Consider the following 21,854-nt stretch of genomic DNA (forward strand, 5'->3'; position numbering starts at 1 on the left):
AGCGCGGGGAGTGTCACAACACTGGGCAGCCCTATACCAGGAGAAAATCATGCGCGACAGAATCAGGACCCTTAGGTTTCTGTTTTCAAAAGGTGAACCGGAACCAGCACATCATGTATCCGCTGTCACACCTGCCGGCTACCACACTCCGCGTACGGTCGATACGCTGTGCTGTAGTCCGTTGAGAAAAACCTGCCTGCAACAAATATGGGAAAACAGCTCACTTCCGGCGGATGTTTATCACCGGTTTTATATAACGCCACTGCATGGCTTACTGGCCAGGGTACAGAATGTGCCGGCAACACAGCAGGGAAGGTGGTCGCAGTCAGACGGCTTCGGGGACCTTACGCTGCAGTTCACAACCTGTGCGGTCAGACTGGCCAAAGGATACATGTTTCCACCCGGAGCTGCGCCAGAAGAGCAGGCAGAGCAAAACGTGATGTGGAATGCGGTCATTTTCTGGTCTGCACTGTTCTGGCATTTGCCGCTCCTGGCGTCTCTGGAGGGTGAGCTGCTTGATGGTAAAAGCTGGCTTCCGGGAATAACCGTTCCGGACTCACCTTATCGATTTCGCTTCCGGGAAGCTGACAACTCCTCAGCTTTTGCAGCGCTGGCAGCAGGACAACTTGTGCCAGCAGAGGCGACAGGATGGCTGGCAGAAAATCCCGAAGCTCTGGGCAATCTTACCGGGGCCTTATGGAACCAGCATCCGGCGATGCCACTTATTAGAAGCTTAATGAAGCAAGCTGCTGAAAAGGTGGAATCGCCTTCGCTGGAGGTATCCGGGGCAAATGAGAAAGTTAACACCCTCATAGAGCCGGCCCTTTCAGTTACGCAAACGCCGTCTGATCAAGAGATTGAATCAGAACCGTCAGTAGAAGCAAAACTTAAAACTGCATCGCCAGAAGTTCCAGATTTGCAGGGTATTCAACTCGCATCTTCTATTGCACCGGTGCCGATGGCTGATGACAGCAATCTCGTCAGCAATGAAAAGGCAGGCGAGATTACGGAATGTGATCCAAACGAAACAGAGAAGGCTGATACAGAGATGCTGCTAAGTCTGTTCAGTGCAATTGCAGAGCCTGATATGACCGGGACTGAAGCATGTGATGAAGAGCCTTCAATCAGTACGAGAGCAGAAAGTGTGCCAGAATTTTCCCCCCTTAATGAACTAAGTCCCGAAGCTGATAAGCCTGAGATAAATCAGACAGTAGCAGAAGACTCTTTCCCTGAACGCGCTGTAGAGGATAACATCCCTTTACACAGCATTAACATTGACGCACAAAAAACAGTGATAAAAAAACAGACTGGCACTGAATTTGTCAGGTGGCTTTCTGAAGGACTTAAGAGCAAGCGAATTGATATTAATCAGCCTGATTCGAGGGCGCATGCAGTTGCAGGGTTCATCTTTCTCAGGGTTCCGGACATATTTTATCTTTACATCAGAGAAAGCGGAGCAGAGCTAAGCAGGGATTCCATACAAATTGAATTTGAGAAGCTGCATATTCACAGGGTGCGCAGGGGAGAGCGTTTTATTAAAGCAAAACTGTACCACTCGCCTGGCAAAGAAGGCACGTTTAAACCTGTAAGTGGATATCTTGTCAAGACTACACACCTTTTCAGAGGGGCGTCTTCCCCTGAAGACAGCGGACTTCTGTCTTTCCTGTGAAGGAGGGGCAGTCCATGAGGGCCCTTAAGGGCAGCTTGATTTAGAAAAAGGAAATGCTGTATGTCTGACAAAAACCATTATACGACATGGGAAGAATTGCTTGAGGAGTACTTCTTCGCCCGAAACCTGCGAGCTGCAACAGAATGGAGCTACGCAAAGGTTGTAAAGGGATTCCTGAAATTTACGGGGGCAGACATAACCCCATCAATGGTTACACATCATGAAGTACTCAGATGGCGGCGACATGTACTCAGAGAAAAGCAACAATCGGCGCAGACCTGGAACAATAAAATTGCACATCTCAGGGCCCTCTATAACTATGCTATGGAAAGTGGTTTATTGCCTGCGGGCAAAAACCCTTTTAACAATTGCACTGTACAGCGGGACAGAAAGAAAAAGCGGACTTTAAACCGCTCTCAGCTAACCCGCCTTTATCTGATAATGCAGCAGGCTGAAATTGAATCCAACCGGAAAATTTTCGCACGTGGCGGTCGGAGTGCGCTTTACCCGGCCTGGTTCTGGATAACCGTCCTGGATACGCTCAGATATACGGGAATGAGGCAAAATCAACTGCTGCATATTCAGCTCAGGGACGTCAATCTGACAGAAGGTTATATAGATCTGCGCCTTGAGGGGAGTAAAACGCACAGGGAATGGCGCGTTCCCGTTGTTAAGCAGCTGCGTTTGCGGCTACAGCTTCTTCTTACACGGGCAACGGAGGCTGGAGCCGGGCCAAAAGATAACCTCTTCGATGTCAGTTTTTACATTGCCGGGAAAAAGGCAAAATTTGATAGGAATGATGTGACAGTGATGCATCAAAAGATCCGCTCCTTTTTTCGCCGTCTGTCAAAGGAATGTGGTTTTGCCGTTTCGCCGCACCGTTTCAGACATACCCTGGCTACAGAACTGATGAAAGCACCGGAAAGGAATCTTCAGTTGGTTAAAGATTTACTGGGTCATCGTAGCGTAAGCACAACAATGGAATATGTGGAACTCAATATGGACATTGTGGGAAAAACACTGGAAGAAGAATTGTCGCTGCACACAGATCTCTGTGTAGAAAGGGAATTACAACTATTGACACAAAACTGATTGACTGGGATTATTGCCAGTGATCGAGAACAGGGAGCCTGCGGACACAGGCTCCCTGACTTGAGGGACTGATTCAGAAACGTTAACCAGTGCAGATACGCCTACACCGGAGGACATTCCGTAATGACCGGCCCCTGTATTAACCGCCCGTTAAGGTTCTCATCTCTTAACCAGCGTGCTTTGATGCAAAATTAGTGGTGCCCGGACTCGGAATCGAACCAAGGACACGGGGATTTTCAATCCCCTGCTCTACCGACTGAGCTATCCGGGCAACGGGGCGCATTAAACCGTAATCCGTACGCTCCGTCAATCAAATTTCTCGATTTATCTACCGGTTGCTTAACTTTACGGCAATTCTGCGCCTGAAGGCGCTTTTTTGCCCAAAATCACATCATGCCGTTATCGCCTTCGCGGGTTTTCCAGCCGCTGGTCACCGAGATGGCGTGGCGTAATCCGGATATCGTGTAGTCGCCGATGACCTCTTCATCATCGCGCGGCGAGCTGATGGTGATTTCCGCATCAACGCCGTGACGGTATGCACCGTGGTGGCTAAAGATGGTACCGATAAAACATTTTTCGTTCAGCCAAACCGGAATGTAAGCCACGGTTTCATAAATATAATTAGACGCCACGCCGCTGTAGTAGCTATCCGCATCGTCGGCTGATGTACCTGGGGGAATAGGGCAAATCGGCGCGTCGCTGTCGCTCTGTGGCTTATCCTTCAGCAGGCTGCTCTGCATCACTTCCAGCGACTTCAGCAGATCTGACTTTTCCCCGTCGCTCAGTGCAGGCGTCAGCGGCTGGTCTTTTTCCGGCGAGCTGATGTCGTCGAGGGTATAGCGATAGCGAATTGTCACCGCCGGGGTGCTGCTGGAGGGGCTAAAAGGGCGCAATAGATAGAGATTATCTTCGCCAAACTGGCCGTTGTACCAAAGCGCGTAAACCTGGCCGTTAATTCTTACCCAGTGGCTCCACTGGTTCGCGCCGCGGCCGTTCAGGGAATAGAGCGCGCCAGGAACGCCTGCGTCAAAGTCATCGCCGTTGCCGCTGTCGTCGTTATTGACCGCATCAAAAGCATCATCCCCGCGTTTTAATACGCCGGTGTAGCTAAAGAGGCCCGTGCCGCCGACGTAGCTGTCGATGATTAAATCGCGTTTGCCGTCGCCGTCGAGGTCCACTAGCGTAAAGCTGACTTTGCCGTTTTCGGAGTCGGCGCTGATATCGGACTGGAGAAACGCCTGCCACTCATCATCGCTAATATCGGCGGAAGGCTTCGTCGTCGTTACCAGAGAGTCGTCCGCATAGCTCAGCGTAAAATGGCTGACATGACCGCTTAGCGGGAACTGTTCGGCGATTTTATTGAGATCCAGTTCCGGGTTGGCCTTTTGCTCTTTTAACACGGCGCTAAACAACGCCTTCAGTGCGCTGTTATCGGCATCTTTCTGCTGCTTTGGGATCACCTGGCTAACGAACGTTGGCAGCATCCACGCACCGCCGGGGGCGATTTCACGGCAGTCGCCGGTGGTGTATTTCAGGCTCTGGACAAACGTTTTGCCATCCCAGACGCGCTCTTCTCCGCTAATACAGTCGGCGATACCGCGGCCTTTGTGGAAAAAGGTGATAACGCCATCGGCATAGCTGGAGGCGTCGGTGGTTACCAGTTGAGGCTGGGTCAGCAGCGTTTTATCCACGACCCACATGGCGTAGCCGTCGTTATAGGCCGCGCGCCAGCACAGCGCCTCAATCAGCATATGATTTTTATCCAGCGGAGTTGAGGTGAGTTGTCGTTCCGACGCCGGGATATCTGCGTTTTGCCAGTCATCACAATGGCTGTTAAGCGCTGGCGTCAGCTGTGGGAGGAGTTTTTCCCGTAGCTTTGTCGTGAGTGCCGTGGAGTCTGCATTGTGAATGACCGGCGCGGCGATAATTTCCGGCGCAGGCGTTGCCGCCAGGATGCTGTCATCACCGGCATCGCCTTTACGTAGTAGCGCATCGGCGGTGCCCAGACGTTGCTGGAACTCATCCATTTTCAGAAATACTGCGCTGCTGCCTGTGCTGGAGAGCTGCTTGCGCTCGTCGTTAAGCGCCAGCTCAATTTTGCCGCTGTGCTCCAGAGCCTGAATTAGCGCGGTGGTCTGGGTATCGTCAAAGCGAAAATGGCTCTCGTCGTTGGCATCAAGCGCGCCGTTATCCTGACCGTCGATGAATAAATTCACCGTCGCATCGGGCGGAATATCGTGCTCGGTCTGGGCGAAGGTGGCGAGGGCGATGACGTGCTGTGCCTCGCCCGCGTTGCGGGTCAGCAAGACGCTGACTTCACCCATTGTCGTGCCATAGCCCGCAGCCCGACAGGTGCCGGTGTTGTCGCAGGCAAGTTCCCAGTCTTTGTGCGCGAAAGAAAAACCTTGCGGGGAAGCTGCCAGAAGCGGTGTCGAACACAGCCCCATGATGGCAACCCAAAGAAGAGAACGCATATAAAACCCTGTCAGCATATCCGTGAGGGGGAAATTATATGCGTGATGTATCGGTTAAGATATCGGAATCAGGTTAGAGCCCCGCCCATTCGACACTGAGCAAAACGCAAAATGTCTTCCGCCAGGCGACGAGCGGTATCGACATCGGCCTGACTGCGTTTGATCAACAAGCGACTCAGGCAACCTTCGATGATAAGTTCCATCTGCTTCGCGACCATCCCCGGATCGTCAACTTCGAGCTGGCTAAGCAATTCATGAGTGTAGGCTAACGAAGCCTGCTTTTGCTGCTCTGCCAGTTGATGGATCGGATGCTGGGCGTCCGGATAGAACGTGCAGGCAGCAATAAACAGGCAGCCTGGATAGCGATGATTGCTCACGCATGTGGTCAGCGCAGCGTAACGCGCCAGCAGCTTCTGCTCCGCGCTTAGCGACTCGTCCAGCAATAGCTGACGACGCCAGACGTCGACCTGATGGCTGAGATAGCGTAGCGCGTCATACAGCAGGGCTTCGCGGTCGGGCCAGAAACGTTTGAGGTCATCGAGCGGGTAAGCCACGCGCTCGGCGACCATTTCCAGCGTGGTGTTCGCGATACCCTCAATTTCGAGGATTTGGATGGCTTCACCCAGGACATCTTCACGTTGCACGGTCTTCTCCTCCATTTTTCCTCCTAAAGTGTCGCTCACGGTTGTCGATCGCGCAAATGGGCGCTGAATGCCGCAGCATCCATAAAACCCGTGACGCGCTGTGCGGGCTGTTCCTCTCCCTGTTCGTTGAAGAACAGAATCGTGGGTAGGCCGAGCACCTGCAGGTGCTTCAGCAGATCCGCGTCTTCAGCGCTGTTCTTTGTGACATCCACTTGCAACAGAACGGTATCTTTTAGGGCCTGCTGTACGTCAGGCGAACTAAAGGTGTATTTCTCGAACTCTTTACAGGCCACGCACCAGTCGGCATACAGATCGAGCATCACCGGTTTGCCTTTAGCCTGAGTCAGCGCCTGGTTGAGCTCGGCGATATTATTGATGCGGGTAAATTCCAGATGCGCCTGCTGTTGGGCGACCGCTGTGCCGAAAGCCCAGTCCTGTAAAGGACGAGCGCTGACCAGCGCGGCTCCAAGCATCACAATCTGCACAATGCGCAGCCATGAACGGGTGGCACCAAGCGAGGTAATAAACGCCCAGCTAAAGAAGGCGACACCAAGCAGAGACCAAAGCCGCAGGCCCCAGAGATCGCCGATGATACGTTCCAGTAAAAATACCGGCAGGGCGAGGATCACAAAACCAAAGGCGGTCTTGACGTGAGCCATCCACGGGCCGCTTTTGGGCAGCAGGCGGTTGCCGAATACGGTCACCAGGATCAGCGGTAGTCCCATACCGAGCGCATAGAGATACAGCGTCCCTACGCCCAGCCACAGATTACCGCTCTGGGCGATATACAGCAAAATGGCGCTCAGCGGGGCGGTCGTGCAAGGCGAGCAGATGAGTCCGGCAATCGCCCCCATCGCGAATACGCCACCCGGCGAACCGCCCTGACGTTTGTTGCTCATCAGCGTCAGACGCGTTTGCAGCGACGAAGGCAATTGCAGCGTAAACAGACCAAACATCGACAGCGCCAGCAGGATAAATACCACCGATAGACCGATTAGCACATAAGGATGTTGTAGCGCCGCCTGAAACTGTAAACCCGCAGCGGCGACCACCAGTCCCAGCGCAGTATAGGTTAACGCCATCCCCTGAACGTAAATAAACGCCAGCAGCAGGGCGCGGGCGGTGGAAAGCCGCTGCTTACCGCCCAGCACGATGCCGGAAATCAGCGGGTACATCGGCAGCACGCAGGGGGTAAACGCGATGCCAATACCAATTAACAGCGCCCATAGCGCGGTAAAAGGCAGGTCGGAGCCTTTGTTATTTGGGGCCGGGGAAGAAAGATCAGACGGCGACTCTACCGGTAGCGTCGGGCGCGTTTCCAGTGGCAGAGGCGGATTGAGCTTCGGGGCTACAGCGTCGCTGCTGGAGAGTGCGAGCGCCTTGCCGAGCGGCACAATTTTAGTTTCTGGCGGATAGCAAAAACCGGCATCTGCACAGCCCTGATAAGTCACGGTAAGGGTCGCGCCTGTTGCTGCCTGAGTCAGGGTTACCGGTACGCTCAGGCGCTGGCGGTAAATTTCACTTTTGCCGTAGAACTCATCCTCATGCCATTCTCCTGACGGCAGAGAGGGTTCGGTAAACGTCGCATCGGCGGACGTCAGTTTGATCTGCTTGCGATAAAGATAATAACCATCCTTGATTTGCCAGGTCAGATTTAAGTCGTGTTGGTTCTGCTGAAAATCAAAGGCGAAAGCCTGATCAGCAGAAACAAAATTCGAACGGCCAGGTGCGTCGAACAGTCCGGCAATGGCTGATGTGCTGCAAAGCAGCAGGATCAGCGTAATGATGCGTTGAGCCATGAGAGGTAATCGTTGTCTCCGTGAATGACGGGCAGAACCAGAAGTTCAGGGGTTTGATACGGGTGATGGGACTTCAGGCAGTCCAGCAGCGCCTGCTGGTGGGCGAGATCGGTTTTCAGCAGCATTTGCACTTCATACTCTTGCTCCAGCTTCCCTTCCCAATAGTAGAGCGAAGTCGCTCCCGGCAGGAGAGTGGCACAGGCGGCGAGTTTTTCGGCCAGCACTTTGGCCGCCAGATCCTGGGCGGTTGCTTCATCCGGCGCAGTACAGAGTACAACAACAGCATCAGGCGTAGTCATCGTGAACCTCGTATCAGCGAAAAGAGGCACTATAGCACGCAAGGTAAAGGGATTAACGAAACGGGCCAGGATCTGGCCCGAATTTGAAGAGATTTACAGCAGAATGCCGCCAAAAATAAACCCGAGGATCACGCACAGCGTAATGGCAATCACGCCGGGGATCAGGAAGGCATGGTTAAAGACGTATTTTCCAATGCGGGTCGAGCCGGTGTCATCCATTTCGACTGCTGCCAACAGCGTTGGGTAGGTTGGCAGGACGAACAGCGCGGAGACGGCGGCAAACGAGGCGATGGCGGTCAGCGGCGTCACGCCCAGCATGAGCGCAGCGGGCATCAGCGCCTTGGTGGTGGCGGCCTGGGAGTAAAGCAGCGTTGCGGCGAAGAATAACACCACCGCCAGCAGCCACGGATAGTTGTGCAGCAGGTCGCCCGCGACGGTCTGGATATCGCTAATATGCGCTTTGACGAAGGTATCCCCCAGCCAGGCGACGCCGAGCACGCAGACGCAGGCGCTCATCCCGGATTTAAACGTGCTGGCGTTGAGCACTTCACCAGTATCGATTTTGCAGGTGATGCTAATCAGCGTGGCGATGGTCAGCATAAACACCACAATCGCTTCATTACGCGGCAGGACCGGGTTTTGAATCAGGCCAACGGTGTCACTGATGGCGGTGGCGTAGAACATTACCGCCACGATACCGACCAGGAACAGCAATACGGAGCGTCTGGCGTGTGGCTTAAGCTCAAACACCTGGCTACCGCGCAGTTTGACTTCCCCTTTTGCCAGACGCTCCTGGTAGACAGGGTCATCTTTGAGCTCACAGCCGAGGAAGTTACATACGATGGCGGTGAGCATGACGGCAACCAGGGTTACCGGAATACAGATCGCCAGCAGGGTCAGGTAGCTCACACCCAGCGGTTCGAGGATCCCGGCAAAGAACACCACTGCTGCGGAAATCGGCGAGGCGGTAATCGCAATCTGCGAGGCCACCACGGCGATAGAGAGCGGGCGTGAGGGGCGAATACCCTGTTCTTTCGCCACTTCGGTGATAACCGGCAGAGTGGAGAACGCGGTATGGCCGGTTCCCGCCAGCACGGTCATAAACCAGGTGACCAGCGGGGCGAGAAAGGTGATGTATTTAGGATGACGCCGGAGCATTCGTTCGGCGAGGCTGACCAGATAGTCCATCCCCCCGGCGACCTGCATGGCAGCGATAGCGGCGATGACCGCCATAATGATTTCGATGACGTCGAAGGGGATCGCGCCGGGTTGAATTTGAAAGACGAGGGTCAGGACGAGGACGCCCAGGCCACCGGCAAAACCAATGCCGATGCCTCCGAGTCTGGCTCCCAGATAAATAGCCAGCAGGACAATAACGAGTTCTGCACTAAACATATATGCCTTCCTTGTTTTATTAACAAGTTGATATTGGATTGTTGTAATTTGGTGGAACTATAAGAACAAAAAAGGCATGTCATCGCTGACATGCCTGTGGTTAGTTTAATCTGAAAGCTTACTGTTCGCTTTCATCGGTGTATCGCTTCGCTTTATAGGCCGGATGCATCAGGTTCTGCGCAGAGAAGATGTCATCCAGCTCGGCTGCGGTCAGCAGTCCGCGCTCAAGCACTACGTCCCTGACGCTCTTACCCGTTTCGGCGCAAATTTTGCCGACGATATCGCCATTGTGGTGGCCGATATACGGGTTGAGATAGGTGACGATGCCAATCGAGTTATAGACGTAGCTTTCACATACCGCTTTGTTGGCGGTGATGCCGCTCACACATTTTTCCAGCAGGTTGTAGCAGGCGTTGGTCAGAATATGGATAGATTCAAACATCGCCTGGCCAATCACCGGTTCCATGACGTTCAGCTGTAGCTGACCGGCTTCGGAAGCCATGGTGACGGTAGTGTCGTTGCCGATAACTTTGAAACAGACCTGGTTCACAACTTCCGGCACCACCGGGTTAACCTTGGCTGGCATGATGGAAGAACCCGCCTGCAGTTCCGGCAGGTTGATTTCGTTCAGTCCAGCGCGCGGGCCAGAAGAGAGCAGGCGCAGGTCGTTACAGATTTTGGACATTTTGACCGCCAGACGCTTCAGGGAGCTGTGTACCATTACGTAGGCACCGCAGTCTGAAGTGGCTTCAATCAGATCTTCCGCCGGTACAACCGGCAGGCCGCTGACTTCTGCCAGCTTTTGTACCGCCAACTGTTGATAGCCATCCGGGGTGTTCAGGCGGGTACCGATGGCGGTCGCGCCGAGGTTCACTTCCAGTAGCAGTTCAGCAGTGCGCAGAATGCATTTGGTTTCTTCGTTCAGTAGAACGCTAAATGCATGAAATTCCTGGCCGAGGGTCATCGGTACCGCATCCTGCAGTTGGGTACGACCCATTTTCAGAATGTCCTGGAACTCGACGGCTTTATGCTGGAAACCTTCGCCAAGCTGGTTGATGGCATCGATCAGTTTGAGGATTGAGGCGTAGACCGCGATGCGGAAACCGGTCGGGTAGGCATCGTTGGTGGACTGGCATTTGTTAACATGGTCGTTAGGGTTGAGGTACTGGTATTCACCTTTCTGGTGACCCATCAGCTCAAGGCCGATGTTCGCCAGCACTTCGTTGGTGTTCATGTTAACGGAGGTACCTGCGCCGCCCTGGAATACGTCAACCGGGAACTGGTCCATGCATTTACCGTTATTCAGCACCTCGTCGCAGGCGGCGATAATCGAATTTGCTACGCTCTTGGGGATAGTTTGAAGTTCCTTGTTAGCCAGCGCTGCGGCCTTCTTCACCATCACCATGCCCCGGACAAATTCAGGGATGTCGCTGATTTTGCTGTTGCTGATGTAGAAGTTTTCAATCGCTCTCAGAGTATGAACGCCGTAGTAGGCGTCAGCTGGAACTTCCCTGGTACCCAACAGATCTTCTTCGATACGAATGTTGTTTAACATGTGAACCTTCTTTTCAAGCTGCTATATGAATTCACCCAATACGCAGAATTTATGAGATCTCGCGCATTTTCTAGCCGCAGATTATTTCTTTAACCGGCCCGGTGCCCACGATCATATGCTGATGATAGCGAATATCAGTCATCCTGATCACTTATTATGTAGTGAATTCTATAAGAATTATTAATTTGTGAAATGAATCACCGCTTTTCCATTCTTGAAAAAAATAAGCTTTTTTTACGATTGAAAAATGGCGCTTTGGCCCAACATCTTACTAATGCGAATAGCACATCTATGACTACGGGCGCCGATATCGGCGTCTGTTAATGAAGGAGACGCCGGTGCGTTGGATTCCGTTAATTGCCGTTTTTTTATACGTTTACATTGAGATATCGATCTTTATCCAGGTCGCCCATGTGCTTGGGGTGCTGCTGACGCTGATTCTGGTGATCTTTAGCTCGGTGGTGGGGATATCGCTGGTGAAAAACCAGGGCTTTAAAAACCTCATGCTGATGCAGCAGAAAATGGCGGCAGGGGAGAGTCCGGCTGCTGAGATGATCAAAAGCGTATCGCTGATTATCGCGGGTCTGCTGCTGCTGTTGCCGGGATTCTTTACCGACTTCCTGGGTCTGCTGTTGCTGCTGCCGCCGGTACAGAAACACCTGACGTTGAAGCTGATGCCGCACCTGCGCTTTAGCCGGATGCCGGGCGGTGGATTTAGCGCTGGAACGGGCGGCGGTGATACTTTTGAAGGTGAGTATCAGCGTAAAGACGATGAGCGCGACCGTCTGGATCATAAAGACGATCGCCGCGACTAAGATTCCTCAGGCCGGGCAGCCCCGGCCTATAGTATCCTCTCAGCTAATCTGCGCTTTGGTAAAAACAGCCACAGCACCGCCAGCATGATAAATGCGTACAGACTCTTCCAGCCAACCATCGCCAGCAGCAGCAGGCACAGCACGCTGCCAATCGCCGCCAGTACGCGATAACGCCCCTGAAGTAACCGACAGCCCGCCAGCATGCACAGCAGATAGATCATGATGAAAATGCCGTTGGCGTAGACGATCAGGGCATCAAGATTGATATTGAGTGCATAAATGCACAGAGCGCTGATCACACAACAGCCCAGCACCGCATTCAATGCATTGCGCGGAATTTGCCGTGGCGACAGCCGGGCCAGATAGCTATCTGGCTTGTATTGCGCTTGCGACCAGACCAGGCGGGCAAAGCTCTGAATATAAATGTTGAGGCTGGCGAAGCAGGCGAGGTAGCCAATAACACAGGCAATCCACAGCGCCTGAACGCCGAACAGACGCACGACGATATTGGGCAATGACGCAGCGGCGGCCATCTCTTCGCCAAAGGCATGAAAATGCAGAACCAATACGGTACAGGCCCAGTAGACGGAACCTGCGAGCAATAAGCCAATCATCAGCGCGCGGGGAAAATCACGCTCCGGTTGCTTAAATTCAGACGCCAGATGAGCGAAAGCCTCAAGGCCGACAAAACACCAGAACATCACCGAGAGCGCAGAGAAAAGCTGTGAACTGTCGATATCAGCAGCGGCAGGAAAGGGGATCTGCGTTGGGTTGATTCCACCACGCCACCAGATAGCGACGATTAACGCGACAATAAGGACCGCAACCAACGTTTGCAGATTGGCGCTGGAGCTGGCACCGCGTGAGCCGACCCACCAGATAATCGCCAGCGTTCCCAGCTCGGCCAGCAGCAACTGGCTATCATGCCAGCCAAAAAGCGCCTGACCAAAGCCGGTGGCAATATGCAGCGCGGCAGGCAATCCTACCGGGATCACCGATAAAAATAGCCAGCCGGTAACGCGAGCCAGGCGCGGGCCAAAGGCCATATCAACAAAATGCGCGACGCCGCCTGCGCTGGGAAAATGGCGACCAAGGATGGCAAAGACGATAGCTATCGGGAACACCAGCAGGATCAACGCCGGCCAGGCCCACAGGCTATTGTCGCCGGCGACCAGTGCAGCCAGTGCCGGAACGGCAAAGACACCGGTTCCCAGTAATGACGTGGAAAGTAACCCTACTCCTTGAGCAAGTCCCAACTCCTGTTTCAAACCACTCATGATTCAACCTTGCACCCGGCAAAAAATGAATGGTATCACAATCGCTTTTGCTTATGACGGCTGGCTGCAGCCGCATTTTTGTGTGCGTAAGAGCACGACGACAAATTTTTTTTTAGTTTTCCCCTTGAAGCGGTAAACCCCCATCCCCATCTCTCAGGGCACTAGCCGGAAAACAGTGTGCGGACCGGCGTCATCCATAACTGATAATGACTTTCTCAAAGGAGAGCTATCAAATGAGTATTCGTCCGTTACATGATCGTGTGATCGTCAAACGTAAAGAAGTTGAAACCAAATCTGCTGGCGGCATCGTTCTGACCGGTTCTGCGGCAGCCAAATCAACTCGTGGCGAAATCATCGCTGTCGGTAAGGGCCGCATCCTGGAAAACGGAACCGTGCAGCCGCTGGACGTTAAAGTTGGCGATATCGTGATTTTCAACGATGGCTACGGCGTGAAATCTGAGAAGATCGACAATGAAGAAGTGTTGATCATGTCCGAAAGCGACATCCTGGCAATTGTTGAAGCGTAATCCGCGAACGACACTGAACATACGAATTTAAGGGAAAGATTAAAATGGCAGCTAAAGACGTAAAATTCGGTAACGACGCTCGTGTGAAAATGCTGCGCGGCGTAAACGTACTGGCAGACGCAGTTAAAGTAACCCTGGGCCCGAAAGGCCGTAACGTGGTTCTGGACAAATCCTTCGGTGCACCGACCATCACTAAAGATGGTGTTTCTGTAGCACGTGAAATCGAGCTGGAAGACAAGTTCGAAAACATGGGCGCGCAGATGGTGAAAGAAGTTGCCTCTAAAGCGAACGACGCTGCTGGCGACGGTACCACCACCGCAACCGTACTGGCGCAGGCTATCATCGCTGAAGGCCTGAAAGCCGTTGCTGCGGGCATGAACCCGATGGACCTGAAACGTGGTATCGACAAAGCTGTCGTTGCTGCTGTTGAAGAGCTGAAAACCCTGTCCGTACCGTGCTCCGACTCTAAAGCTATTGCTCAGGTTGGTACCATCTCCGCTAACTCCGACGAAACCGTAGGTAAACTGATCGCGGAAGCGATGGATAAAGTCGGTAAAGAAGGCGTGATCACCGTTGAAGACGGTACCGGTCTGGAAGACGAACTGGACGTAGTTGAAGGTATGCAGTTTGACCGTGGCTACCTGTCCCCGTACTTCATCAACAAGCCGGAAACTGGCGCTGTTGAGCTGGAAAGCCCGTTCATCCTGCTGGCTGACAAGAAAATCTCCAACATCCGCGAAATGCTGCCGGTTCTGGAAGCAGTAGCAAAAGCTGGCAAACCGCTGGTTATCATTGCTGAAGACGTTGAAGGCGAAGCGCTGGCGACTCTGGTGGTTAACACCATGCGCGGCATCGTGAAAGTGGCAGCGGTTAAAGCACCGGGCTTCGGCGACCGTCGTAAAGCTATGCTGCAGGACATCGCCACTCTGACCGGCGGTACCGTTATCTCTGAAGAGATTGGTATGGAGCTGGAAAAAGCGACTCTGGAAGACCTGGGTCAGGCGAAACGTGTTCTGATCAACAAAGACACCACCACCATCATTGATGGCGTGGGTGAGGAAGCTGCAATTCAGGGCCGCGTGACTCAGATCCGTAAGCAGATCGAAGAAGCGACTTCTGACTACGACCGTGAAAAACTGCAGGAACGCGTTGCTAAACTGGCAGGCGGCGTTGCGGTAATCAAAGTCGGTGCGGCTACCGAAGTTGAAATGAAAGAGAAAAAAGCACGCGTTGACGATGCTCTGCACGCGACCCGTGCTGCAGTAGAAGAAGGCGTGGTTGCCGGTGGTGGTGTTGCGCTGATTCGCGTGGCAAGCAAACTGAGCGACCTGCGCGGTCAGAACGAAGATCAGAACGTGGGTATCAAAGTTGCGCTGCGCGCAATGGAAGCTCCGCTGCGTCAGATCGTTCTGAACTGTGGCGAAGAGCCGTCTGTAGTGGCTAACACCGTGAAAGCGGGCGATGGTAACTACGGCTACAACGCTGCAACTGAAGAATACGGCAACATGATCGACATGGGTATCCTGGACCCAACTAAAGTGACCCGTTCTGCTCTGCAGTACGCGGCCTCTGTTGCTGGTCTGATGATCACCACCGAGTGCATGGTCACCGACCTGCCGAAAAGCGACGCACCTGATTTAGGTGGCGCTGGCGGTATGGGTGGCATGGGCGGTATGGGCGGCATGATGTAATCGTGCGCTATACCCCTTAGAAACAAAGAAACCCTCGGGCAGAAATGCTCGGGGGTTTTTCTTTTTGTCGTCTTTTTAGTATAAGGTTGTACATCCGGGCCAGCGCGTCCAGCTCATTGATCGTGGGGAATAACATGCAGGTAAAATATTTAGCAGGGATTGTCGGCGCAGCATTATTGTTAGCAGGTTGCAGCTCCAGCAACGAACTGAGCTCTGGGGGCCAGAACGTCCGCTTCGTAGAAGATAAGCCGGGTTCGGAATGCCAGCTGTTAGGAACCGCGACGGGTACGCAAAGTAACTGGTTATCCGGGCAGAATGGCGACGAAGGCGGCTCTATGCGCGGCGCAGCAAACGCCCTGCGTAACCAGGCGGCAGAAATGGGTGGCAACGTGATTTATGGCGTCAGCAGCCCGACGCAGAACCTGCTGTCGAGCTTTGTGCCGACCGATAGTCAAATGAATGGCCAGGTTTATAAGTGCCCGAACTGATTTAACAGGTGCCTCTCTTTCGTGAAGTGAGGCACCGTTTTCTGTACTGCTTTCAGGGCTAAGCGTTGATTTGCGCTTGGGTTTCAAGGTAGAAGGCATGCAAAGGACGTAAACACTCTTCCAGCGTCATCATTTTCCCCGGCTGAGACGGAATGATTTGGCTAAATATTTGGCTGGGTTGATGTTGTGCATGAATTTCTTTTAGTTTTGGACTTCTCTCGACTAAGCGCATCACGACGCTATTTTCATGTTCTGATGGATGCGGAGCACTGGTTTTGATGACGGCACCAGAGACAATCTTCTTACCTTCATCGGTATCACAACAAAATAGTACGCCCAGATAGTGGGAAAATAGATTTAGCTTCCACTCATCCTGAAGATATTGTTGATAATCGACGCTCTGAGTATTCGCTAAATCCACGGCATACAACATCAGAAAATCCAGCGATGAGCCTAAATACTCAATTACTGCATCATCGCCGGTGTTTTTTAACGCCTGTTGAATTCCAATCAGCAATGCTTCGACCTGCATATCGTCAATGCGCAGCGAGGCGATTTGTTCGTTTTGCAGCACCAGAATCAGCGTTGACCAGCTCTCGCCGGGCTTTAAGGTAATGGACATCACGCGGCGTTCTGGATTGGGTTGCTCCAGTTCAGTCATATCCACCGTTGGTGTATTGGCGAGAAGTTGCTCATTAAACGCAACCAGCTCAGCCTGATAGTCTTCACCTTCATTCTTTAAGCGCTGCAGTACGATCATCATTCTGTTTTGCAGTACTAATAGCAGGTCAGTAAGCACCAGGGCCTGGAGATAATACGTCTGGCAGAGCTGGTTTTGCTGTTTAGTTTTAAGCATTAAAGCTAAAAAACTGTCTTCATATTTTACCCCTGCGGTATTAAAACCAATAAATGTTCCTTGCATATGGTTCTCCTTTTCCTGGTGATTACGCTGTTGCTAATGTACTGGGCTGAGATAAATCAATGATGCGATCGGCTGAGGCTATGGTGGATGGCCGATGAGCAACAATAATGCGGGTAATACTCAAACCAGATATAGATTGGTTAATGACCGATTCATTTTTAAGGTCGAGATGGCTGGTGGCTTCATCCATAAACAGAATGCTGGGTTTACGATAGAGCGCACGGGCGATTAAGATTCGCTGTTTTTGCCCACCGGATATACCTAAACCCAGTTCGCCGACAATGGTTTCGTACCCCATTGCCATTTTCATGATCTCATCATGGATATTGCAATGTTTGGCACACTCCATTACAAAATCAAGATCTGTGTTATCATCAAAACCGCTAATATTATCGATAAGCGAACCGGAAAATAGGCGATCTTCCTGTAGTACGCAGGCGATACCGAGGCGATAGTTATTTAAACCAATTTTTTGAATTTCCAGATTATCTGCCAGTATTTCACCTGAATCTGGTGAGAGTAGACCGCACATGACTTTCAAAAGGGTCGTTTTTCCAACACCTGATGGGCCAATTAACGCCACTGACTCTCCTGGGCTAACCGTGATATTCAAATTAGTAAAAATTGGTTGTGAAAAAGGATCATATTGATAACTGAGATTCCTTACCTCAAGTTTAACTCCTGTATTTTCTGTAAAAACATATCGAGAAGGCAGCTCTTTTTCTGGCTCGCTAAATGCTATTTCTGAAAGACGTTCATTATGTAGTGATAGCATTCGAAGCTGCATTACTAGATCAATTAAATTTGAGGCTCGCTGAGAAAACTGGCCGCGGTAGGCGTTAAATGCCATAAACATACCGAGCGTCATTTCGTTATCAATAACCATGATGGCGCCCAACCATAGTACAGCAACCTGATCGATTGAGGTGATAAAGGTATTAATTCCACCAAACATCATATCGAAACGGGTCTGCTTTATCCCTGCATTGCTGGCATCAATGTTAAGATTCAACCAGTGCTGTGAACGACGGTCTTTCAGGTTCAGGGCTTTTATGGTTGAGATGCCGTACAGTGATTCCATAAAATGGGAGTTGGCACGAGCTCCCTTGACGACCTGCTCTTCAGTTACCCGACGATAAAAGCTATAGGTAGCGAAGCGCATAATTGCATAGCAGATAGTAAAACCAACTACCACCCAGACTAACCAGCCGCCGTATAATGTCAACATCACCAACAAACCGATCGTCATTATTGAATCAATGATACCTGTAACGATACTATTGGTAAATATTGAACGAATAGTGTCCAAGGATGAGAAACGAGACTGAATATCCCCTAAATGCCTTTTTTCAAAAAAAGATAGAGGTAAGCTTGCTAAATGATCGAATAAGGTAGTTTTCCATTGGATATTTGTCAGTGTATTTAACGTTAAAGAGGTCCAAGCACGTAGCATGCTGATAAAGGTACGAAATAGAGTAAAAAATATCAGCCCAATGCAGATAACAGAAAGTAAGCTTTCATCGTGAGCCATAATAACGTGGTCAGTAACTAACTGTGTACCAATAGGTAACAGAAGTCCGATAGCTTCAACAACAACAGAATAAGCAAAGATTTTAATGAGGGCCGATTTTAAGCCAACAATTTTATGCATCAGGTCCAGAAGGCGTAGCCGGGATTTAGCCTCTTCTTGCTGGAAATTATGGTCGGGCCAGAGTTCAAGCGCAACTCCAGTGAAATTATTTGACATCTCTTTGATGCCAATAATTCGTTGTCCCAGCGCTGGGTCGTGAACGACAAAACCATTCTTTCTTACTTTTGTTAGCACTACATAGTGGTTCATTCCCCAGTGAATAATACAGGGAAGCTTAAGCTGTCTTATTTCATTGAGGTCAAGAGCTAATGCTCGACTTTTTAAACCAGCATGTTCTGCCGTTTTGCTTAAAGACATCAATGTGGCGCCCTGAGAGGGACTACCGAACCGCTGACGAAAATTAAACAGATCAATGTTTAATCCGTAAAAACTGCAGACCATTGCCAGGCAGGCAATGCCACACTCTGAAGACTCAGATTGTAAAATAACGGGGGTTTTATTAATTAGCGAAAAATTTAATTTTTCAACAATAGTTTTAAATAATTCGTTAGTCATTGATTGGCCCACTGATGCTTTGAGTTATCTTATACACGGGGGTAAACATCCACATATAAAGTGGGCGCTCTTCAAGGAATACAACTGCCTGTGCCTTTAGGCCATTTGATAGCGATAGTGTTTTACCGTTATATTCAAAGGATTTATTTTCAATTTTCACAATAGTTTTATAGAGCGCTAGCTCTTGTTGATTTGTACCATTACTGACATTCGTATACTCAGACATTTCCTGTCGGGATGTGGGGACAGAAGATATTGAAATTATCTCCCCAGGAAATTGACCAAATTTGTCTGAAGGGAAGGCATCGTAGCGGATATTAATGACATCCCCTGGCTTTACATAAGGAATACTATTGTTGGGTAACCATAGTATAAGATAATATTCAATATCTCCAGTGGGTTTTATTTGTGCAAGGCTGCTGCCATTATCAACCATTTGGCCTTTAGTTACAGTTAGTGATTCTATGCGACCTTCTGTAGTCGCTTTAATAATAACGTTTCCGTTCGCATTCGATTCAACTAGCTGATTCTTATAGTCATTTATCTGATTTTGTTGAGAAGATATTTGGTTGTCAAAATCAGAAATTTTAGTGATTTTGTCACTATTCAACTGTGTAATCTGCGAGTCTAGTTGCATTTTCTGACTAACCAGAGACTGATATGTACTCTGTTGCTGAAAATACAGTGAATGTTGATAGTTATACTGATCTTTAGTAATCAACCCATCTCTTAAATATTTATCGTAACTGGAAAGATTATCATGCATTTTTTTCAACCCAGTCTGAGCGTTAGCCAACATGCGATTAGTTTCTTTTAACGAGTCACTGGTCGTTTTTAGCTGTTTTCCCAAAGATAAAATTGTCTCTTCTTTATTATGGTTGAGCTTAGTAATGATATCTGTGGCGTTAGATATTTTTTCATTGGTTACTTCTATCTGCGCCGCACTAACATTCCCTGTGGTTGTATTTCTGGAAATGTCAATTTCATATAAAGGTTGCCCTTTAGCCACAATCTCGCCGACTTTAACATATTGTGAAATGACAAACCCTTGCTGAGGTGCATAAACGTTGACAGAATGAGGTAAGGTGATCACCTCCCCCTGAACATCAATACGCTGAGTAAAGGAACAAAAAACCGTTGTGGCTATTAAAATAATAATAAATATAAAGGAAAACAATACGATAATCCAGGTTGGAAGCCCTGCAAGCAACAGTGCCTTTCCTTTCCAGTGATGTTTTTTATATTCGATCGCTTCCTTGCGATATATTTTTCTCAGCATGGTATTCACTTACTAGGAATTAAAAGGCCTAATACTCTAGGCCTTATTTAGTAGTTGGCTGATTTCAACAAAGTATTGAATCAGTAATGAGCACTAAAAATTAGTTGCTCCAGAAGTTAAATGTACCGTCGAAAAGACCATCAAGGCCCTGTTGCGCATACTGGAGGGTCATATCCCAACCGACAACCCCGGCTGCAATACCAATGCAAATACCGCCAAGAATAACCCCGGCGACCATTCCCACGCCCTGCCCGATGGAGCCGATACCGAAGATACCACCGCTTACACCGCCCCAGCGGCCTGCAAAGCCTGTACCTAACAATGCGCCCAGAGAAGCTCCGAGTGCTACGGCACCAATCTCTTGAGCAACCCAAGTTGCGACGCTGGAAAGCGTGTCAGTCAGATCGCCACCAGAGATAGCTTCCATTTCAAATACAGTTAATTGTTGCATGATTAATCCTTTAATTAAAATATAAAATTATATTACTCATTCCAGACCAGAAGTTGGTCCGCGGTGAAGATAATCGTTTCAGTATTATGAATCAACTCAAGTAAACATGAATAACTTATGAAGTATGTATTTCATATACATCTGGAGATTAAAGGAAATTTGTCTTAGCATGATAATGAATAGAATTTATTTTTGCTGTGTTAATTTTCCTTTTGATGTAAATGAATCAGGCAAGGCAGTCAGCGATTTCTTTATGTTCCTTGTGTGAGAAACCAATGTTGGCCTATAAGCACCAATTTGTTTTACTAAGATAAAAAGGTGGAATAATCCACCTTTTTATGAACTTATTTATGAAGTTACTCCTCCTGAATGACTACCTCAAGGATGGCTTTGACATTTCCGGAAGTAACTTCTGCACTATTGTCGCTCATTCGATAATAGTCGGCGGTAAAGTTAAAGTTCTGTGATGCTTGTGTCTTGGCAAAACTGTATGCCTCGGCATCATAAAAAGTAATGGGTTGGTTATCTTTTTTGAAGATAATGCCAACGTTACTTGCAGCATCGCTTCCGGTTAGCATGTTATCAATGATCCCATCCCCGGCGGAGCTGGTACCATTAACAGGGTTAAACCAGTAGTAAAGTTTGTTGCCAATTGAACCTGTTGGGCATGTAACATCCATCTTGATGGTTTTCTGTGAGGGAGTTGTAGCACCTCGCGAAATTGACATTAACGTGCTTTTTTCAATTCTATTTAAGGTTATTTGACTGGGGCCAGACACTGAGATATTACAAGAGGTCTCTTTATACGAGATACTCTTGAACTTCAGGGTCGCGGTCATCAATAAACGATCGGCGGCTCTGGGGTTAGTGCTTAAGTTACCTGCTGAAAATTTAAATACCGGGTTAGTACTGATGCCGGATGTATCTATAACAGGTTTGGTTTTTATTAACCATACGTTCATAAATTTATAATCGTTTGTCGATTCTAAAATTGGCACAATCGTAGATTGAGCAACTGCCGGTACGACAGAGCCATTTTTGCTGCTCAGAATATCGGAGAACTGAAAGCCAATACCATCAATACCGGTTTCATATACCGGCTTGCCCATTATTCCCGTGACACCAGCAACTTCAGGTGCGGTTGAGGTAATAATATACTGATCTCCCATAATCTTACTGCACTCAAATGTTTTATAGGCTCCGGTGCCGATTTTTTTTGTATACAGGACTGTACCTACCGGTATTGTTGGATCTGTCAAGGCTCAATTGAAATGTCCGTTATCCAGCTCAATTAAAATGACCACTTTGATCTCTCATTCTCTTTACTGATA

17 protein-coding genes, 1 tRNA gene and 1 pseudogene are annotated in these 21,854 nt (G+C 49.8%); 6 read left to right on the top strand and 13 right to left on the bottom strand.

Annotated elements, in window-relative coordinates:
- The first annotated feature begins 49 nt into the window (after positions 1–49).
- Both HV127_RS09580 and HV127_RS09585 read left to right on the top strand, forming a co-directional pair.
- On the top strand, positions 50–1,669 hold the full coding sequence (locus tag HV127_RS09580; protein WP_016807924.1) for a TraI domain-containing protein: 1,620 nt from the start codon (positions 50–52) through the stop codon (positions 1,667–1,669).
- 60 nt (positions 1,670–1,729) lie between these two features.
- Positions 1,730–2,761, top strand: a complete 1,032-nt coding sequence (locus HV127_RS09585; RefSeq protein WP_016807923.1) for a site-specific integrase — start codon at positions 1,730–1,732, stop codon at positions 2,759–2,761.
- Positions 2,762–2,956: 195 nt separating this feature from the next.
- Here the strand turns inward: HV127_RS09585 and HV127_RS09590 are convergent.
- From HV127_RS09590 to aspA, 7 genes are all read right to left on the bottom strand, one after another.
- A tRNA-Phe gene (locus HV127_RS09590) sits at positions 2,957–3,032 on the bottom strand.
- A 115-nt stretch (positions 3,033–3,147) separates the two neighbouring features.
- Positions 3,148–5,235 (bottom strand): DUF1176 domain-containing protein, encoded by a 2,088-nt coding sequence (locus HV127_RS09595; RefSeq protein WP_182235699.1) that lies wholly within the window; start codon positions 5,233–5,235, stop codon positions 3,148–3,150.
- Positions 5,236–5,303: 68 nt separating this feature from the next.
- On the bottom strand, positions 5,304–5,894 hold the full coding sequence (locus HV127_RS09600; RefSeq protein WP_182235700.1) for a transcriptional regulator: 591 nt from the start codon (positions 5,892–5,894) through the stop codon (positions 5,304–5,306).
- A gap of 20 nt (positions 5,895–5,914) precedes the next feature.
- Entirely contained in the window at positions 5,915–7,678 is a 1,764-nt protein-coding gene (locus HV127_RS09605) for a protein-disulfide reductase DsbD (protein WP_182235701.1), read from the bottom strand.
- A complete protein-coding gene (gene cutA / locus HV127_RS09610; protein WP_112216238.1) occupies positions 7,654–7,977 on the bottom strand; it encodes a divalent cation tolerance protein CutA in 324 nt (107 codons plus the stop codon). Before cutA ends, HV127_RS09605 begins: the two co-directional genes overlap by 25 nt.
- Before the next feature lie 93 nt (positions 7,978–8,070).
- On the bottom strand, positions 8,071–9,372 hold the full coding sequence (locus HV127_RS09615) for an anaerobic C4-dicarboxylate transporter (protein WP_110274511.1): 1,302 nt from the start codon (positions 9,370–9,372) through the stop codon (positions 8,071–8,073).
- A 118-nt stretch (positions 9,373–9,490) separates the two neighbouring features.
- On the bottom strand, positions 9,491–10,927 hold the full coding sequence (gene aspA / locus HV127_RS09620) for an aspartate ammonia-lyase (RefSeq protein WP_110274510.1): 1,437 nt from the start codon (positions 10,925–10,927) through the stop codon (positions 9,491–9,493).
- Positions 10,928–11,265: 338 nt separating this feature from the next.
- Here aspA and HV127_RS09625 point away from each other — a divergent pair, with 338 nt between their 5' ends.
- On the top strand, positions 11,266–11,742 hold the full coding sequence (locus HV127_RS09625; protein ID WP_004097899.1) for an FxsA family protein: 477 nt from the start codon (positions 11,266–11,268) through the stop codon (positions 11,740–11,742).
- A gap of 26 nt (positions 11,743–11,768) precedes the next feature.
- On the opposite strand, the gene yjeH is transcribed toward HV127_RS09625, so the two are convergent.
- A complete protein-coding gene (yjeH, locus tag HV127_RS09630) occupies positions 11,769–13,019 on the bottom strand; it encodes an L-methionine/branched-chain amino acid transporter (protein WP_182235702.1) in 1,251 nt (416 codons plus the stop codon).
- Positions 13,020–13,252: 233 nt separating this feature from the next.
- Between yjeH and HV127_RS09635 the strand changes: the two genes are divergently transcribed.
- The 3 genes from HV127_RS09635 (at position 13,253) to HV127_RS09645 (ending at position 15,725) form a co-directional block, all read left to right on the top strand.
- The gene (locus HV127_RS09635; RefSeq protein ID WP_003855929.1) at positions 13,253–13,546 is read left to right on the top strand and encodes a co-chaperone GroES; all 294 of its coding nucleotides are present in this window, start codon (positions 13,253–13,255) and stop codon (positions 13,544–13,546) included.
- Positions 13,547–13,590: 44 nt separating this feature from the next.
- Positions 13,591–15,237 (top strand): chaperonin GroEL, encoded by a 1,647-nt coding sequence (gene groL / locus HV127_RS09640; protein ID WP_182235703.1) that lies wholly within the window; start codon positions 13,591–13,593, stop codon positions 15,235–15,237.
- A gap of 134 nt (positions 15,238–15,371) precedes the next feature.
- Entirely contained in the window at positions 15,372–15,725 is a 354-nt protein-coding gene (locus tag HV127_RS09645; protein ID WP_139529761.1) for a DUF4156 domain-containing protein, read from the top strand.
- 58 nt (positions 15,726–15,783) lie between these two features.
- Here the strand turns inward: HV127_RS09645 and yjeJ are convergent, their stop codons facing one another.
- From yjeJ to HV127_RS09670, 5 genes and pseudogenes are all read right to left on the bottom strand, one after another.
- Positions 15,784–16,647, bottom strand: coding sequence for a YjeJ family protein (gene yjeJ / locus HV127_RS09650; RefSeq protein WP_182235704.1), 864 nt, complete (start codon positions 16,645–16,647; stop codon positions 15,784–15,786).
- Between the two features lie 22 nt (positions 16,648–16,669).
- A complete protein-coding gene (locus HV127_RS09655) occupies positions 16,670–18,793 on the bottom strand; it encodes a peptidase domain-containing ABC transporter (protein WP_182235705.1) in 2,124 nt (707 codons plus the stop codon).
- Positions 18,786–20,072: an HlyD family secretion protein gene (locus HV127_RS09660; protein ID WP_182235706.1), complete on the bottom strand. Its 1,287-nt coding sequence runs from the start codon at positions 20,070–20,072 to the stop codon at positions 18,786–18,788. Before HV127_RS09660 ends, HV127_RS09655 begins: the two co-directional genes overlap by 8 nt.
- Positions 20,073–20,172: 100 nt before the next feature.
- The gene (locus HV127_RS09665) at positions 20,173–20,523 is read right to left on the bottom strand and encodes a hypothetical protein (protein WP_182235707.1); all 351 of its coding nucleotides are present in this window, start codon (positions 20,521–20,523) and stop codon (positions 20,173–20,175) included.
- Between the two features lie 356 nt (positions 20,524–20,879).
- Positions 20,880–21,779 (bottom strand): annotated as a pseudogene (locus tag HV127_RS09670) (fimbrial protein); the annotation flags it as partial.
- Positions 21,780–21,854 lie beyond the last annotated feature (75 nt).

The sequence above is a fragment of the Klebsiella sp. RHBSTW-00215 genome, from assembly GCF_014103785.1.
Classification (GTDB): domain Bacteria; phylum Pseudomonadota; class Gammaproteobacteria; order Enterobacterales; family Enterobacteriaceae; genus Klebsiella.

Excerpts from the sequence above, each read along its gene's own strand:
- HV127_RS09595 (WP_182235699.1), bottom strand. The coding sequence starts at position 5,235 with ATGCGTTCTCTTCTTTGGGTTGCCATCATGGGGCTGTGTTCGACACCG.
- HV127_RS09600 (WP_182235700.1), bottom strand. The coding sequence starts at position 5,894 with ATGGAGGAGAAGACCGTGCAACGTGAAGATGTCCTGGGTGAAGCCATC.
- yjeJ (WP_182235704.1), bottom strand. The coding sequence starts at position 16,647 with ATGCAAGGAACATTTATTGGTTTTAATACCGCAGGGGTAAAATATGAA.
- HV127_RS09615 (WP_110274511.1), bottom strand. The coding sequence starts at position 9,372 with ATGTTTAGTGCAGAACTCGTTATTGTCCTGCTGGCTATTTATCTGGGA.
- HV127_RS09580 (WP_016807924.1), top strand. The coding sequence starts at position 50 with ATGCGCGACAGAATCAGGACCCTTAGGTTTCTGTTTTCAAAAGGTGAA.
- HV127_RS09645 (WP_139529761.1), top strand. The coding sequence starts at position 15,372 with ATGCAGGTAAAATATTTAGCAGGGATTGTCGGCGCAGCATTATTGTTA.
- yjeH (WP_182235702.1), bottom strand. The coding sequence starts at position 13,019 with ATGAGTGGTTTGAAACAGGAGTTGGGACTTGCTCAAGGAGTAGGGTTA.
- HV127_RS09655 (WP_182235705.1), bottom strand. The coding sequence starts at position 18,793 with ATGACTAACGAATTATTTAAAACTATTGTTGAAAAATTAAATTTTTCG.
- HV127_RS09635 (WP_003855929.1), top strand. The coding sequence starts at position 13,253 with ATGAGTATTCGTCCGTTACATGATCGTGTGATCGTCAAACGTAAAGAA.
- HV127_RS09605 (WP_182235701.1), bottom strand. The coding sequence starts at position 7,678 with ATGGCTCAACGCATCATTACGCTGATCCTGCTGCTTTGCAGCACATCA.
- HV127_RS09660 (WP_182235706.1), bottom strand. The coding sequence starts at position 20,072 with ATGCTGAGAAAAATATATCGCAAGGAAGCGATCGAATATAAAAAACAT.
- HV127_RS09585 (WP_016807923.1), top strand. The coding sequence starts at position 1,730 with ATGTCTGACAAAAACCATTATACGACATGGGAAGAATTGCTTGAGGAG.
- HV127_RS09665 (WP_182235707.1), bottom strand. The coding sequence starts at position 20,523 with ATGCAACAATTAACTGTATTTGAAATGGAAGCTATCTCTGGTGGCGAT.
- cutA (WP_112216238.1), bottom strand. The coding sequence starts at position 7,977 with ATGACTACGCCTGATGCTGTTGTTGTACTCTGTACTGCGCCGGATGAA.
- groL (WP_182235703.1), top strand. The coding sequence starts at position 13,591 with ATGGCAGCTAAAGACGTAAAATTCGGTAACGACGCTCGTGTGAAAATG.
- aspA (WP_110274510.1), bottom strand. The coding sequence starts at position 10,927 with ATGTTAAACAACATTCGTATCGAAGAAGATCTGTTGGGTACCAGGGAA.